The organism is Nocardia asteroides (assembly GCF_900637185.1).
GTDB classification, from domain to species: domain Bacteria; phylum Actinomycetota; class Actinomycetes; order Mycobacteriales; family Mycobacteriaceae; genus Nocardia; species Nocardia asteroides.
Genome location: NZ_LR134352.1, coordinates 2,859,337 through 2,872,725, shown reverse-complemented (window position 1 = coordinate 2,872,725; position 13,389 = coordinate 2,859,337). Strand labels below are relative to the sequence as shown.

Below are 13,389 nucleotides of genomic sequence, written 5' to 3'. Positions count from 1 at the left end.
CCAGCATTGTCCAGTAATTGCCAGCATTTTCGCCGCGCGCCGCCGCTGGACCACGTCGCGATGCGGCACCCGACGGCGACCGAATAACCTGTGGCAATGACAGCTGTTGCAGATCGTTCACTCGGACCGGAACTGGCACGCATCGAAACCATCAGCCCGGACACCGATGTACTGGTGATCGGCTTGACCTCTTCGGAGAACGGACCGGCCATCGTCCCCGCCGACCTGTTCGGCGACGTGCTCACCGCCGAGGTTCGCGCGGAACTGCTGGATGCCCTCGGCGCGGTCGGCGCGAAAGGCAAGCCCGAGGAACTCACCCGGGTACCCGCCCCGGCCGGGCTGGCCGAGGTGACCAGCGTGCTCGCCGTCGGCCTCGGCGCGGCCGAGAAGATCGACGCCGAGCAGGTCCGCCGCAGCGCGGGCGTGGCCGGGCGCGCGCTCAGCGGCACCGAACTCGTCGCGACCACGCTGTCCGGTGTCGACCTGGCCGCCGCGGCCGAGGGCTTCTACCTCGGCGCCTACACCTTCACCACGTTCAAGTCGGCCAAGAGCGCGCCGAAGCCGGACGAGCAGCCGGTGCTGCGGGTGGAACTGCTGGTGCCCGAACCCGAGTTCGGGGTGCTGGAGCTACTGCGGGCGCAACTGGTCGCCGAAGCGGTCGCCACCGCACGCGATTTCGTGAACACCCCGCCGAGCGCGCTGTACCCGGCCGAATTCGCCGACCGCGCCCGGCTGCTCGCCGAGGGCGCGGGCCTCGAGGTCGAGGTGCTCGACGAGGACGCGCTGGCCGCGGGCGGCTACGGCGGCATCATCGGCGTCGGCCAGGGCTCGGCCCGGCCGCCGCGGCTGGTGCGCATCACCTACGCGGGCGGCCCGAAGAAGATCGCCCTCGTCGGCAAGGGCATCACCTTCGACACCGGCGGCATCTCGATCAAGCCCGCCGCCAACATGGAGAACATGACCTCCGACATGGCGGGCGCCGCGGCGGTCATCGCGACCACCCTCCTGGCCGCGCGCCTGGGCCTGCCGGTCACCGTCACCGCGACGGTGCCGATGGCCGAGAACATGCCATCGGCAACCGCGCAGCGCCCCGGCGACGTGCTCACCCAGTACGGCGGCACCACCGTCGAGGTGCTCAACACCGACGCCGAGGGCAGGCTCATCCTGGCCGACGCGATCGTGCGCGCCGCCGAGGACGAGCCCGACTACCTGATCGACGTCGCCACCCTGACCGGCGCCCAGATGGTCGCCCTCGGCACGCGCACCCCGGGCGTGATGGGCACCGAGGAGTTCCGCGATCGCGTGGCGGCGGTGTCGCGCGCGGTCGGCGAGAACGGCTGGGCCATGCCGCTGCCCGCCGAACTGCGCGCCGACCTCAACTCCAAGGTCGCCGACCTGGCCAATGTGGCCGCGCATCGCTGGGGCGGCATGCTCTCGGCCGCGCTGTTCCTCAAGGAGTTCGTGCCCGAGGGCGTGCAGTGGGCGCACCTGGACGTGGCCGGTCCGGCCTACAACACCGGCGGCCCGTTCGGCTACATCGGCAAGGGCGGCACCGGCGTCCCGGTGCGCACGCTGATCACCGTGATCGAGGAGATCGGCGCGGAGTAGTCACTGTTCGGCTTCGCGCGCCCGCCGCTGTTCGATGCGGCGGCGGGCGTCGTAGTCGCGCATGCGCTGCGGGTAGCCGGTGCGGTTCACGTCGTAGACCGGAATCCGCAGCGCGCTCGCCAACCGCCGGGCGCCGCGCTCCCCGACGACGCGCCGGGTCCATTCGCCGTCCGCCGCCACCAGCACCGCTGTGACATCGGTCACAGTGGTTTTCGGTTCGACGAACGCCTCGACGCCGCGCCGCGCCCGGGCCCACTCCGCGAGCGCGGCGATCTCCGCGCCGCGCTCACGTGTGACGTTCCTGCTCCGGCCGCGCGCGCCGCGGAAACGATCCAGCAAACCCACCGGTAACAACCTCCTGCGCTCCGGCGGAATTCTGCTCACCGCCGTACATTCCATGGTGCCAGCTCCGTCCGGATCGCCGCCCAGCGCCACGTCGTCGGCGGGCGAGTGCAAGGATGGTTGCCGGAACAAGAAACCAACGATTCCCGGACGCCCCGCCCGCCTGGCGGGGTGGACGTGCGCCGCGACCCGCGACGGGTGTCTGCCGGGGTCGAAGCACTGTTGTATTACCCGTCTAACAGTCAGAGGAGACAGAGGACATGGCCTTCTCCGTCCAGATGCCGGCTCTTGGTGAGAGCGTCACCGAGGGAACGGTGACCAGGTGGCTGAAGCAGGAAGGAGACACGGTCGAGGTCGACGAACCGCTGCTCGAAGTCTCCACCGACAAGGTCGACACCGAGATCCCGTCGCCCACCGCCGGTGTGCTGTCGAAGATCGTCGCCCAGGAAGACGACATCGTCGAGGTCGGCGGTGAGCTCGGCGTGATCAGCGAGGCCGGCGAGGCCGCCGCCGCTTCCGCACCTGCTCCCGCCGCCGCGCCCGCCGAGCCCGCCCCGGCCCCCGAACCCGAACCGGCGCCCGCCGCACCGGCTCCCGCCGCGCAGGCTCCCGCCGCCGCGCCCGAGCCCGCCGCCGCGCCCGCCGAGGCCGCCTCCGGCACCCCGGTGAAGATGCCCGAGCTGGGCGAGTCGGTCACCGAAGGCACCGTGACCCGGTGGCTGAAGGCCGTGGGCGACACCGTCGCCGTCGACGAGCCGCTGCTCGAGGTGTCCACCGACAAGGTCGACACCGAGATCCCCTCGCCCGTGGCCGGCACCCTGCTGGAGATCTCCGCGCAGGAAGACGACATCGTCGCCGTGGGTGGTCAGCTGGGTGTGATCGGCAGCGGTGCGCCCGCGGCCGCTCCGGCCCCTGCTCCGGCTCCCGCGCCTGCTCCGGAACCCGCTCCGGCCCCGGCACCCGCGCCCGCCCCTGCTCCGGCCGCCGCCGCTCCCGCGCCTGCCCCCGCGCCGGCTCCGGCCCCCGCGCCTGCGCCCGCCAAGGCCGCGCCCGCTCCGGCGGCCGCGGGCAACGGCAGCTCGCCGTACGTGACCCCGCTGGTGCGCAAGCTGGCCGACGAGAACAACGTCGACCTGTCGACCCTCACCGGTTCCGGTGTGGGCGGCCGCATCCGCAAGCAGGACGTGCTCGCCGCCGCCGAGGCCAAGAAGGCGCCCGCCGCCGCACCGGCTCCGGCCGCCGCCGCGCCCGCGCCCGCCGCACCGGCCAAGCAGTCCGCCGCACCGAAGCTGGCCGGTCTGGTCGGCACCACGCAGAAGGCCAGCCGGATCCGGCAGATCACCGCGACCAAGACGCGCGAATCGCTGCAGACCACCGCGCAGCTGACCCAGGTCCACGAGGCCGACGTCACCAAGATCGCGCACCTGCGTCAGCTCGCGAAGGCCTCGTTCAAGGAGCGTGAGGGCGTCAACCTGACGTACCTGCCGTTCTTCGCCAAGGCCGTGGTCGAGGCCCTCGGTGTGCACCCGAACGTGAACGCCTCCTACAACGAGGACACCAAGGAGATCACCTACCACGCGTCGGTGCACCTGGGTATCGCGGTCGACACCGAGCAGGGTCTGCTCTCGCCGGTCATCCACAACGCCAGCGACCTGTCGCTGGCCGGGCTGGCCCGCGCGATCGCCGACATCGCCAACCGCGCGCGCACCGGCGGCCTGAAGCCGGACGAGCTGTCCGGTGGCACCTTCACCATCACCAACATCGGCTCCGAGGGCGCGCTGTTCGACACCCCGATCCTGGTTCCGCCGCAGGCGGCCATGCTCGGCACCGGCGCGATCGTCAAGCGCCCGGTGGTGGTGACCGACGAGGCCGGTAGCGAGTCCATCGGCGTGCGCTCGATGGTGTACCTGCCGCTGACCTACGATCACCGTCTCATCGACGGCGCCGACGCCGGTCGCTTCCTCACCACCATCCGGCACCGGCTGGAAGAGGCGGCGTTCGAGGCGGATCTGGGTCTGTAGTCGAGGAATTCGACCGTATGAAGGTGGTGATCGCCGGTTCGTCCGGGTTGATCGGGACGGCGCTCGTCGCGGCTCTGCGCCGCGACGGGCACGAGGTGTCGCGATTGGTGCGCCGCGCTCCCGCGGCCCCGGACGAATACGCGTGGGATCCCGCGCGCGCCCAGCTCGACGAGCGGGCGCTGCGCGGGGCCGACGCGGTGGTGAACCTGTGCGGCGCGAGCATCGGCGCGCGCCGCTGGAACGGCAGCTACAAGCAGTTGCTGCGCGACAGCCGGATCACCCCCACCGACGTACTGGCCACGGCGGTCGCCGCCGCGGGCGTGCCGACGCTGGTCAACGCCAGCGGCGTGCACTACTACGGCGGCGACACCGGCAATGCCGTGGTCGACGAAACCTCCCCCGCCGGAACCGGTTTCCTCGCGACCCTGTGCCGCGACTGGGAAGCCGCGACCGCACCGGCCGGCGCCGCGGGCGTGCGCACCGTGCTGGTGCGCAGCGCCGTGGTGCTGGCCCGCAACGGCGGCATGCTGAGCATGCTGCATCCGCTGTACTGGCTCGGGCTGGGCGGCAGGCTCGGCACCGGCCGCCAGTACACGCCGTGGGTGTCGCTCGACGACGAGATCGGCGCCATCGTCTTCGCGCTGACCCACCCCGAGATCTCCGGCCCGATCAACTCCGCGGGCCCCGCGCCGGTGACCTACGCCGAGTTCAACCGCGCGCTCGGGCGGGCACTGCACCGCCCCACCCCGTTCGTCGTCCCCGGTTTCGCGCTGCGCGCGCTGGTGGGCGAGTTCGCCGACGAGGCGATCCTGCACGGCCCCCGCGCCATTCCCGCCGCGCTGGAGCAGGCCGGATACACCTTCCAGCACCCCACGATCGGCGCCGCGCTGGCCGCGGCGGTCGGTCCGCTCGGAGGTCACTGATGTTCGTCCGCGACGCCGACAAGGCCGATCTGCCCGCCGTGCTGGCGATCCACAACACCAATATCGCCGAGTCCACCGCGATCTGGGACACCGACCAGGTCGAGCTCGACGACCGCCTCAGCTGGTTCGCCGACCGCACCGCCGCGGGCATGCCGATCCTGGTCGCCGAGATCGACGGCGAGGTGGCCGGTTACGCCTCCTACGGACAGTGGCGCCCCAAGACCGGCTACCGCTTCACCGTCGAGAACTCCGTCTATGTCGACGACCGCTTCCAGCGCCGCGGCGTGGCGACCGCGCTGCTCACCGAACTCGTCGCCCGCGCCACCGAGTCCGGCCGCGTGCACGCCATGATCGCGGCCATCGAATCGGGCAACACCGGTTCCATCGCGCTGCACGAGCGGTTCGGTTTCCGGACCGTCGGCGAACTGCCCGAGGTGGGCCACAAGTTCGGCCGCTGGATGGACCTGACGCTGATGCAGCGCAGCTTTCCCATCGCCCCCTGACTGTCCCGCACACCCCACGGCGAACCGTACGTCCGACCAGCTCCGCGCGCACCGACCGGTCTTGGCGGCGGTTTCGGCTGGGCGTAACGTCACGAGGGTGAACGACACGCGCCCCACCGCGTCCGCTCGATTCGATACGACCCCGATCGTGGTCGAGGATCTCGGACTCATCGAATACAACGCCGCCTGGGAGCTGCAACGGCAGATCGCCGACGAACGCGCCGCGGGCGAAGGCGCCGACCGGCTGCTGCTGCTCGAGCATCCGTCGGTCTACACCGCGGGCCGCCGCACCGAGGCCGAGGACCTGCCGATCGACGGCAGCCCGGTGGTGCAGGTCGACCGCGGCGGCAAGATCACCTGGCACGGTCCCGGGCAGCTGGTCGGCTACCCGATCGTGCGCCTGGCCGAGCCGGTCGACGTCGTGCAGTACGTGCGGCGCCTGGAGGAAGCCCTGATCCAGGTGGTCTCCGGCCTCGGCATCGAATGTGGGCGCGTCGACGGCCGCTCCGGCGTGTGGCTACCCGCCACCGAGTGGTTCGCCGAACGCAAGATCGCCGCGATCGGCGTGCGCGTGCAGCGTGGCGTCGCCCTGCACGGCATCTCGCTGAACTGCAACTCCGCGCTCGACGGTTTCCAGGCGATCGTGCCGTGCGGCATCAAGGACGCCGGTGTCACCACGCTGAGCCGCGAACTGGGCCGCGAGGTCACCGTCGCCGAGCTCAAGCCGCTCGTCGCCGCCGCGATCGTTGCCGCGCTCGACGGCGAAATTCCCGTTCGGCCCCATGACATTGATCGCACCACCAGCGCCGCGACCGCCGTCGCCCCGAGCGTAGAGTCGGTCCAGTGACCTCCGTAGACGCCTCTGCCCCCGCCGGACGCAAGCTGCTGCGCATCGAAGCGCGCAACGCGGAGACCCCGATCGAGCGCAAACCCAAGTGGATTCGCACCCGCGCCACCATGGGCCCGGAGTACACCGAGCTCAAGGGCCTGGTGAAACGCGAAGGCCTGCACACGGTCTGTGAGGAAGCCGGCTGCCCCAACATCTTCGAATGCTGGGAGGACCGCGAGGCCACCTTCCTCATCGGCGGTGAGCAGTGCACCCGCCGCTGCGACTTCTGCCAGATCGATACCGGCAAGCCCGCCGCCCTCGACCGCGACGAGCCCCGCCGCGTCGCCGAGAGCGTCCAGGCCATGGGCCTGCGCTACTCCACCATCACCGGCGTCGCCCGCGACGACCTCGACGACGGCGGCGCCTGGCTCTACGCCGAGACCGTGCGCGCCATCAAGGCGCTCAACCCCGGCACCGGCGTCGAGCTGCTCATCCCGGACTTCAACGCCGACCCCGATCAGCTCGCCGAGGTCTTCTCGACCCGCCCTGAGGTGCTGGCGCACAACCTGGAGACGGTGCCGCGCATCTTCAAGCGCATCCGCCCGGCCTTCCGCTACGAGCGCTCGCTGGCGGTGATCACCGCGGCCCGCGAGGCCGGTCTGGTCACCAAGTCCAACCTCATCCTGGGCATGGGCGAGACCCCCGAGGAAGTCACCGAGGCGATGCGTGACCTGTACGAAGCCGGGTGCGACATCCTCACCATCACCCAGTACCTGCGCCCGTCGCCGCGGCATCACCCGGTGGACCGCTGGGTGAAGCCGGAGGAGTTCGTCGAGCACTCCAAGGTGGCCGAGGAGCTCGGTTTCGCCGGTGTGATGGCGGGCCCGCTGGTCCGCTCGTCCTACCGCGCGGGCCGCCTCTACGCGCAGGCCATGGCCCATCACGGCCGCGAGATTCCCGAGGCGATGGCCCATCTCGCGCAGGAGGGCACCGCCTCCCAGGAAGCCAGCTCGGTGCTGGCCCGCTACGGCAGCTGACCTGGCCGGGCCAGGGCTCGGTGAGCTCTGGCCCGTCAGTAGACTAAGGGTCCCCTCACCCCCGGAAGGACCCATGTCGAAGTTCGAAAACGTCTCCGTCGTGAAGAAGGCCAACGTCTATTTCGACGGTAAATGCGTCAGCCACAACATCGAGCTGCCCGACGGCACCTCGAAGTCCGTCGGCGTGATCCTGCCCGCCACCCTGACCTTCACCACCGGCGCGCCGGAGATCATGGAGCTCATCGAGGGCGAGGCGAAGGTGACCCTGCCCGGCGAGTCCGAGCCGACGGTCTTCCGTGGCGGCGAGTCGTTCTCGGTGCCCGGCAACAGCGCCTTCGACATCGAGGTCGTCGAAACCCTGCACTACGTCTGCCACTTCGGCTGATCGTCGTCGCGCAAGGGCGGTGGTTCCGGCGGAGCCGCCGCCCTTCGCCGTCTACTGGTCGGGGACGCCGATCAGGGCACGGCATTCGCGCCACAGAGTGGTGACGTCGGCCTCGGTGTACCGGGTGCCGGGCCGCAGGTGCTCCGGACGGATCTTGCGGTCGTGCCAGAAACGGCCGGACGGCAGCGTGTTCCGGGTGGCGGCGAGCCACACCGCCGTGTCCGCGCCCTCGGCGGGGGTGCGCAGCAACGGCCGGGTCAGCCCGCGGAACCGGGGCAGGGCATCGGCGATGCCGGGAGTGTCGACCCAGCCGGGGTGCACGGCGTGCACGCCGATGTGGTCCTCGCCCAGCTCCGCCGCCAGCAAGGGGGTCAGCGCGACCTGCATCCGTTTCGTGCGCGCGTACGCGGCCGCTCCCCGGTACTCACCACGCCGGTACTCGGGATCGTCGACGACCAGCGGCTGGGCGTACATTCCGCCCGAGGACATCAGCACCACCCTGGCTCCGCGCGCCGCCGCGAGCAGCGGCCGCACCAGCTCGGTCAGCAGCAGCGGACCGAGCACATGGGTGGCGAAGGTGAGTTCGTGGCCGGTACCGGTCTCCCGGCGTTCCGGCGACAGCACCCCCGCGTTGTGCACGAGGACATCGATCGGCGTCTCACCGAGCTCGGCGGCACAGCGCCGCACCGAATCCGGTTCGGCGACATCGCATCCGACCACCGTCACCGGGGCGTCGGGATGCCGTTCACGCAATCGGTCCGCCGCGTCCGCGCCGCGCCCGGCATTGCGGACCGCGAGCACGACCGTGGCGCCGAGCCCGGCCAGCCCGTCGGCGACGGCGAACCCGATCCCGCTGTTGGCGCCGGTGATCACGGCGCGCCGCCCGCGCATCGACCCCGGTGCCGGATCGTCGTCGGGCCAGGAGCGACGACGCACGGCGATCCCGAGGCGGCTGTACCCCGGCACCACGGTCCGATCGAGGAACGCATCGCCGAGCGACGGCTCGAATTTCGCATCGTTATTCCGGTCAGAAGCGGTCACCTCTCCAGAGTACCGCCAGAAACGATGCACAAACGTTTCAATATGGCGCGAAAGGGGGCTACAGTCGAGGTATGGGCATCGACTGTTCGACGGTTGTCCCGGCTCCGCGCGACGAGGTCTTCGCCTGGTTCGCGCGGCCCGGTGCGTTCACCCGGCTGGCGCCGCCGTGGCAGCCCGTCCGGCTCCTCGCCGAGGCCGGCGACCTCGCCCGGGGCGCGGCCGTCCTCGGCCTGCCGGGCGGCCTGCGCTGGGTCGCCCGGCACGATCCGGCCGCCTACGACCCACCGCGCCGGTTCGCCGACGCCGTCGCCGTGGACGGGCTCGCGTCCGCTCCCGTCGGCCGGCTGCTGCCCTGGCGCCACACCCACGAGTTCCAGGCGGTCGACGACGACCACACCCGGGTGATCGACCGCGTCGACACCCCGCTGCCCGCCCGCGTCTTGCGCCCGATGTTCGACTACCGCTCGCGCCAGCTCACCGACGACCTGGCCGCCCACCGCCGCGCCACCGCCCAGGGTTTCACCGGCCGCACCATCGCGGTCACCGGCGCGTCCGGGCTGGTCGGGACGGCGCTGTGCGCGTTCCTGTCGACCGGCGGTCACGAGGTGGTCCGGCTGGTGCGGCACGCGCCGACCGGTCCGGCCGAGCGCCGCTGGGATCCCGCCGATCCCGCGCCCGACCTGCTGACCGGGGTCGACGCGGTGGTGCATCTGGCCGGCGCGTCGATCGCGGGCCGCTTCACCGACGAGCATCGCCGCGCGATCGCCGACAGCCGCATCGAGCCCACCCGGGCCCTGGCCGAGACCGCCGCCCGCTGCGGTGTCGGCACCTTCGTCAGCGCCTCGGCCATCGGCTACTACGGCTACGACCGGGGCGACGAGATCCTCACCGAGACCGCCGATCCCGGCGACGGCTTCCTGGCCGACGTGGTGACCGCGTGGGAAGCCGCGAGCGAGCCCGCCGTGGCCGAGGGCGTCCGGGTGGTACGGGTGCGCACCGGCATCGTCCAGTCACCGGAGGGCGGCACCCTCCGGATGCTTCGCCCGCTGTTCGCCGCGGGGCTGGGCGGCCGCATCGGCGACGGCACCCAGTGGCTGTCCTGGATCGGCCTCGACGACCTGCTCGACATCTATCACCGTGCCCTCTGGGACGAGTCGCTCGCCGGCCCGGTGAACGCGGTGGCCCCGGAACCCGTCCGCAACAGCGTCTACACCGAGGTACTCGCGCACGTGCTGCATCGACCCGCCCTGCTCCCCGTCCCGTCGTTCGGCCCGGCCCTGCTGCTGGGCCGCCAGGGCGCCCGCGAGCTGGCCGAAGCCAGCCAGCGGGTGTCACCGTTGCGGTTGGCCGACGCCGGACATCAGTTCCGCGCGCCCGAGCTGGATCACGCCCTGCGCCACCTGTTCGGCCGCTGAGGCCGGGTCAGTCCCGGGCGAGCACGAACTGCCCGACGTCGAGGTACCCCGACCGGAAGCCCGCCTCCGAGTAGGCCAGATACAGCCGCCACATCCGCACGAAGGTCTCGTCGAAGCCGAGCGCGCCCACCTCGAAGCGCGCGGCCTCGAACCGCTCGCGCCACATCCGCAGGGTGCGCGCGTACTGCGGGCCCATCGAGAATTCCTCGCGGACACGCAGTTCCGTGCGCGCGGCGGATTCCCCGAGCGCGCGCACCGACGGCAGGAACCCGCCGGGGAAGATGTACTTCTGGATCCACGTGTAGGTGTGCCGGGTGGCGAGCATGCGCTCGTGCGGCATGGTGATGGCCTGGATCGCGGCCCGCCCGCCGGGCGCGAGCACCCGGTCGATGGTCGCGAAATAGGTGTCGAGATAGTCGTAGCCGACGGCCTCGATCATCTCCACCGACACCACCGCGTCATAGCTGCCGGTGACCCGCCGGTAGTCGAGCAACTCGACCCGCACCCGATCGGCGAGCCCCGCCGCCGCGACCCGAGCCAGGGCCGCCGACTGCTGTTCGGTGGACAGCGTCACGGTGTGCACCGTGGCGCCCCTGGCGGCCGCGCGCACCGCGAGTTCGCCCCAGCCGGTGCCGATTTCGAGCAGCCGGGTGCCGGAGCGCACGTCCGCGCGGTCGAGCAGCCGGTCGATCTTCGCGCGCTGCGCCTCGGCGAGATCGTCGGCGGCACCGGTGAACAGGGCGGCCGAGTAGGTCATGGTCTCGTCGAGGAACAGGCCGAAGAAGTCGTTGGACAGGTCGTAGTGCCTGCCGATGTTGCGGCGGGTGTTGTCCTCGGAATTGCGTTCGGCGGCAGGGTGTCCGGCCACGTGCAGGCGGCGCAGCCGGGCCAGCGGGCGCGGCACCAGGTCGTCGACGTGGGCCGCCAGCACCGTCAGCACCGCCACGAGATCGGGCGCGTCCCAGTCCCCGGCCATATAGGACTCACCGAAACCGATCAGCCCGGCGACGCCGACCCGCGCGGCGAAATCGTCGGGCCGGTGCAGCACCAACCGGGGTACCCCGTCGGACGCGCCGACCACGGTGCCGTCGGGGTAGACCACGGCCAGCGGCAGCCGCCGGGTCAGCCGCCGTACCAGCGAATCCACCACGGCTCCGGCCACTCTCGCCCGTGGGCCACGCGGCACCGCGAGCCCGGGCCACCGATCCGCTGCCGGGGCGACGGGGTGCGCGGTCGTGTCGACGGTCATCGGATTGCCTCCTCGGGCACGGTCACCGGGCGCGGCACCACGGGCAGGCCCCGGGCCCAGAGCCGCACGCCCTGCCACCGGATGCGCGCGGCCACGAGCAGCGACGGGAACGGATCGGTCAGCACGGCGCGCAGGACCGCGCCGGGGGTGGCGGGCACGCAGCGGCCCGTGACGGTGGCGACGAAGATCGGCCGGTCGGTGCCGAGGGTGATCGACACCCGCAGCACGTCGTCGGGTTCCGGCACGCGCAGCCGGTACTCGCCCGCCACCGGGTTGAACGGCGAGACGTAGAACTCCTTGCCCACCCGCGCGCACCCGTCGGCATCGGGGTGCAGCAGATACCGGTGGACGCCGCCGTAGGTGTTGCGCACCTCGGCGATCACGCACACGGGGGCGCCGTCGCGGTCCCGGCACCAGTACAGGGTCAACGGGTCGAACACGTAGCCGAAGGACCGGGCCCCGGCCAGCATGAGCACGCGCCCACCGCGCAGGTCGATGCCCTCGCTCGCCAGGTACGCGTCGACGGCGGCGCGCAGGGAACCGCCGCGCTCGCCCAGATGATCGCCCGCGTCGAAGCTCACGAACGGGCGCGACCACCGTGGCAGGCGCGGCATCCGATCCAGGTCGACCAGCCAGCTGTGCCCGTGATAGCGGAAGGCGTGGTGCGTCGGCGCCAGCCGGGTGTGGCGGATGTCGGTGCGGATCAGTCGCGCGGTCACGAGACGGGGTCCAGGTCGGGGACGCGTCCGGTCCAGCGCGCGCCCAGTCGCTCGGCGGCGCGCAGGCCCGACAGCGCGCCGTCTTCGTGGAAGCCCCAGCCGTGGTAGGCGCCCGCGAAAGCGGTTCGGGGGCAGCCCAGTTCACCGGTGCGGGCGCGGGCGGCCACCGATTCCGGGGTGTAGAGCGGGTGCTCGTAGGTCATCGTGTCCAGGACCGCAGCGGGGTCGACGCGGTCGCCGTCGCCCAGGGTCACCAGGAAACGACGGTCGCCGCCGAGGCGCTGGAGCCGGGTCAGGTCGTAGGTCACCAGCACCCGGTCCGGTTCGGCGGCGCAGGCGGGCAGCCGGTAGTTCCAGGACGCCCCGGCGGCGGTGGCGCGCGGCAAGATGCGCGAATCCGTGTGCAGCACCGTGTGATTCACCGAGTACGGCATCGCCGCCAGGATGTCCCGCTCGGCGGCGGTGGGGTCGGCGAGCAGGGCCAGCGCCTCGTTCGGGTGGGTGGCGATCACGGCGGCGTCGAAGTCGTCGACGGCGTCGTCGGCGGTGCGCACGGTGACCCGATCCGGATACCGATGCAGCGCGCGGACCGGCGCGGCCACCCGCACCCGGTGCAACCGCTCCGCCACGGCGGCGACATAGGTGGCCGATCCCCCCGTGACCGTCCGCCAGGTGGGTGAGCCGAACACCGTGAGCATGCCGTGGTGTTCGAGGAAGGTGAACAGATACCGGGCCGGGTAGCGCAGCGCGGAGCCCGGATCGCAGGACCAGACCGCCGAGATGAGCGGCACCAGGAAGTGGGTGCGGAAGTAGTCGGAGAATCCGGCGTCGGCCAGGAATTCGGCCACCGTGCGTTCGGCCCGCGCGTCCGCGGCGAGTTCCGCGCGAGCCAGCCGATGGAATCGGGGCACCTCGGCGAGCAGGCGCAGATACCGTCCGCGCGTCAGGTGCCCGGCCCGGGGGAACAATCCGGGCAGGCCCCGCGCGCCGGCGTATTCGAGCCCGCATCCGTCGCACCGCACCGACATGCTCATGTCGGTCTCGCCGGTGGCGATCCCGAGCTCACCGAACAGCCGCAGCAGGGTCGGATACGTGCGGTCGTTGTGCACGATGAAGCCGGTGTCCACCCCGAGGGTGTCCCCGTTCCCGGCGGTGACGCGGTGGGTGTCGGCGTGTCCGCCGAGCCGTCCCTGCGCCTCGTACAGCGTCACCTCGGCCGAGCGCGCGAGCACCCACGCGGCCGTGAGTCCGGCGACCCCGCTGCCGATCACCGCCACCCGGCGCGGCCCGGACCCGTTCGATGCGTTCATGCGATTC

At 72.0% G+C, this 13,389-nt stretch carries 13 protein-coding genes; 8 read left to right on the top strand and 5 right to left on the bottom strand.

The features are described from left to right. Positions 1 to 96 precede the first annotated feature (96 nt). On the top strand, positions 97 to 1,608 hold the full coding sequence (locus EL493_RS13485) for a leucyl aminopeptidase (protein ID WP_030204000.1): 1,512 nt from the start codon (positions 97 to 99) through the stop codon (positions 1,606 to 1,608). On the opposite strand, the gene EL493_RS13480 is transcribed toward EL493_RS13485, so the two are convergent. After that, positions 1,609 to 1,953, bottom strand: a complete 345-nt coding sequence (locus EL493_RS13480; protein WP_019046139.1) for a hypothetical protein — start codon at positions 1,951 to 1,953, stop codon at positions 1,609 to 1,611. Positions 1,954 to 2,210: 257 nt separating this feature from the next. Between EL493_RS13480 and sucB the strand changes: the two genes are divergently transcribed. The 6 genes from sucB to ppnP all read left to right on the top strand — a co-directional run bounded on the left by sucB (position 2,211) and on the right by ppnP (position 7,648). Then, complete coding sequence (gene sucB, locus EL493_RS13475; RefSeq protein WP_030203999.1) at positions 2,211 to 3,971, top strand: 2-oxoglutarate dehydrogenase, E2 component, dihydrolipoamide succinyltransferase; 1,761 nt, start codon at positions 2,211 to 2,213, stop codon at positions 3,969 to 3,971. Positions 3,972 to 3,988: 17 nt separating this feature from the next. After that, positions 3,989 to 4,894: a TIGR01777 family oxidoreductase gene (locus tag EL493_RS13470; RefSeq protein WP_019046074.1), complete on the top strand. Its 906-nt coding sequence runs from the start codon at positions 3,989 to 3,991 to the stop codon at positions 4,892 to 4,894. Then, entirely contained in the window at positions 4,894 to 5,397 is a 504-nt protein-coding gene (locus EL493_RS13465) for a GNAT family N-acetyltransferase (RefSeq protein ID WP_019046075.1), read from the top strand. The genes EL493_RS13470 and EL493_RS13465 overlap by 1 nt, the downstream gene beginning before the upstream one ends. A gap of 97 nt (positions 5,398 to 5,494) precedes the next feature. Next, on the top strand, positions 5,495 to 6,244 hold the full coding sequence (gene lipB / locus EL493_RS13460; protein ID WP_019046076.1) for a lipoyl(octanoyl) transferase LipB: 750 nt from the start codon (positions 5,495 to 5,497) through the stop codon (positions 6,242 to 6,244). After that, positions 6,241 to 7,263 (top strand): lipoyl synthase, encoded by a 1,023-nt coding sequence (gene lipA / locus EL493_RS13455; protein ID WP_019046077.1) that lies wholly within the window; start codon positions 6,241 to 6,243, stop codon positions 7,261 to 7,263. Before lipB ends, lipA begins: the two co-directional genes overlap by 4 nt. A 73-nt stretch (positions 7,264 to 7,336) precedes the next feature. Next, on the top strand, positions 7,337 to 7,648 hold the full coding sequence (gene ppnP, locus EL493_RS13450) for a pyrimidine/purine nucleoside phosphorylase (RefSeq protein ID WP_019046078.1): 312 nt from the start codon (positions 7,337 to 7,339) through the stop codon (positions 7,646 to 7,648). A 51-nt stretch (positions 7,649 to 7,699) separates the two neighbouring features. Here ppnP and EL493_RS13445 read toward each other — a convergent pair whose 3' ends face one another. Continuing rightward, positions 7,700 to 8,689, bottom strand: coding sequence for an SDR family NAD(P)-dependent oxidoreductase (locus EL493_RS13445; RefSeq protein WP_019046079.1), 990 nt, complete (start codon positions 8,687 to 8,689; stop codon positions 7,700 to 7,702). Positions 8,690 to 8,760: 71 nt separating this feature from the next. Between EL493_RS13445 and EL493_RS13440 the strand changes: the two genes are divergently transcribed. After that, a complete protein-coding gene (locus tag EL493_RS13440; protein ID WP_019046080.1) occupies positions 8,761 to 10,104 on the top strand; it encodes a TIGR01777 family oxidoreductase in 1,344 nt (447 codons plus the stop codon). A 7-nt stretch (positions 10,105 to 10,111) separates the two neighbouring features. Here the strand turns inward: EL493_RS13440 and EL493_RS13435 are convergent, their stop codons facing one another. From EL493_RS13435 to EL493_RS13425, 3 genes are read right to left on the bottom strand one after another with little or no spacing between them, the layout of a single operon-like run. After that, complete coding sequence (locus tag EL493_RS13435; protein ID WP_022565422.1) at positions 10,112 to 11,353, bottom strand: SAM-dependent methyltransferase; 1,242 nt, start codon at positions 11,351 to 11,353, stop codon at positions 10,112 to 10,114. After that, entirely contained in the window at positions 11,350 to 12,072 is a 723-nt protein-coding gene (locus EL493_RS13430; RefSeq protein WP_019046082.1) for a DUF1365 domain-containing protein, read from the bottom strand. Before EL493_RS13430 ends, EL493_RS13435 begins: the two co-directional genes overlap by 4 nt. After that, a complete protein-coding gene (locus EL493_RS13425) occupies positions 12,069 to 13,382 on the bottom strand; it encodes an NAD(P)/FAD-dependent oxidoreductase (protein WP_022565423.1) in 1,314 nt (437 codons plus the stop codon). Before EL493_RS13425 ends, EL493_RS13430 begins: the two co-directional genes overlap by 4 nt. Positions 13,383 to 13,389 lie beyond the last annotated feature (7 nt).

Coding starts and splice junctions, on each gene's coding strand:
- EL493_RS13485 (WP_030204000.1), top strand. CDS start 97: ATGACAGCTGTTGCAGATCGTTCACTCGGACCGGAACTGGCACGCATC.
- sucB (WP_030203999.1), top strand. CDS start 2,211: ATGGCCTTCTCCGTCCAGATGCCGGCTCTTGGTGAGAGCGTCACCGAG.
- EL493_RS13470 (WP_019046074.1), top strand. CDS start 3,989: ATGAAGGTGGTGATCGCCGGTTCGTCCGGGTTGATCGGGACGGCGCTC.
- EL493_RS13465 (WP_019046075.1), top strand. CDS start 4,894: ATGTTCGTCCGCGACGCCGACAAGGCCGATCTGCCCGCCGTGCTGGCG.
- ppnP (WP_019046078.1), top strand. CDS start 7,337: ATGTCGAAGTTCGAAAACGTCTCCGTCGTGAAGAAGGCCAACGTCTAT.
- EL493_RS13440 (WP_019046080.1), top strand. CDS start 8,761: ATGGGCATCGACTGTTCGACGGTTGTCCCGGCTCCGCGCGACGAGGTC.
- EL493_RS13435 (WP_022565422.1), bottom strand. CDS start 11,353: ATGACCGTCGACACGACCGCGCACCCCGTCGCCCCGGCAGCGGATCGG.
- EL493_RS13425 (WP_022565423.1), bottom strand. CDS start 13,382: ATGAACGCATCGAACGGGTCCGGGCCGCGCCGGGTGGCGGTGATCGGC.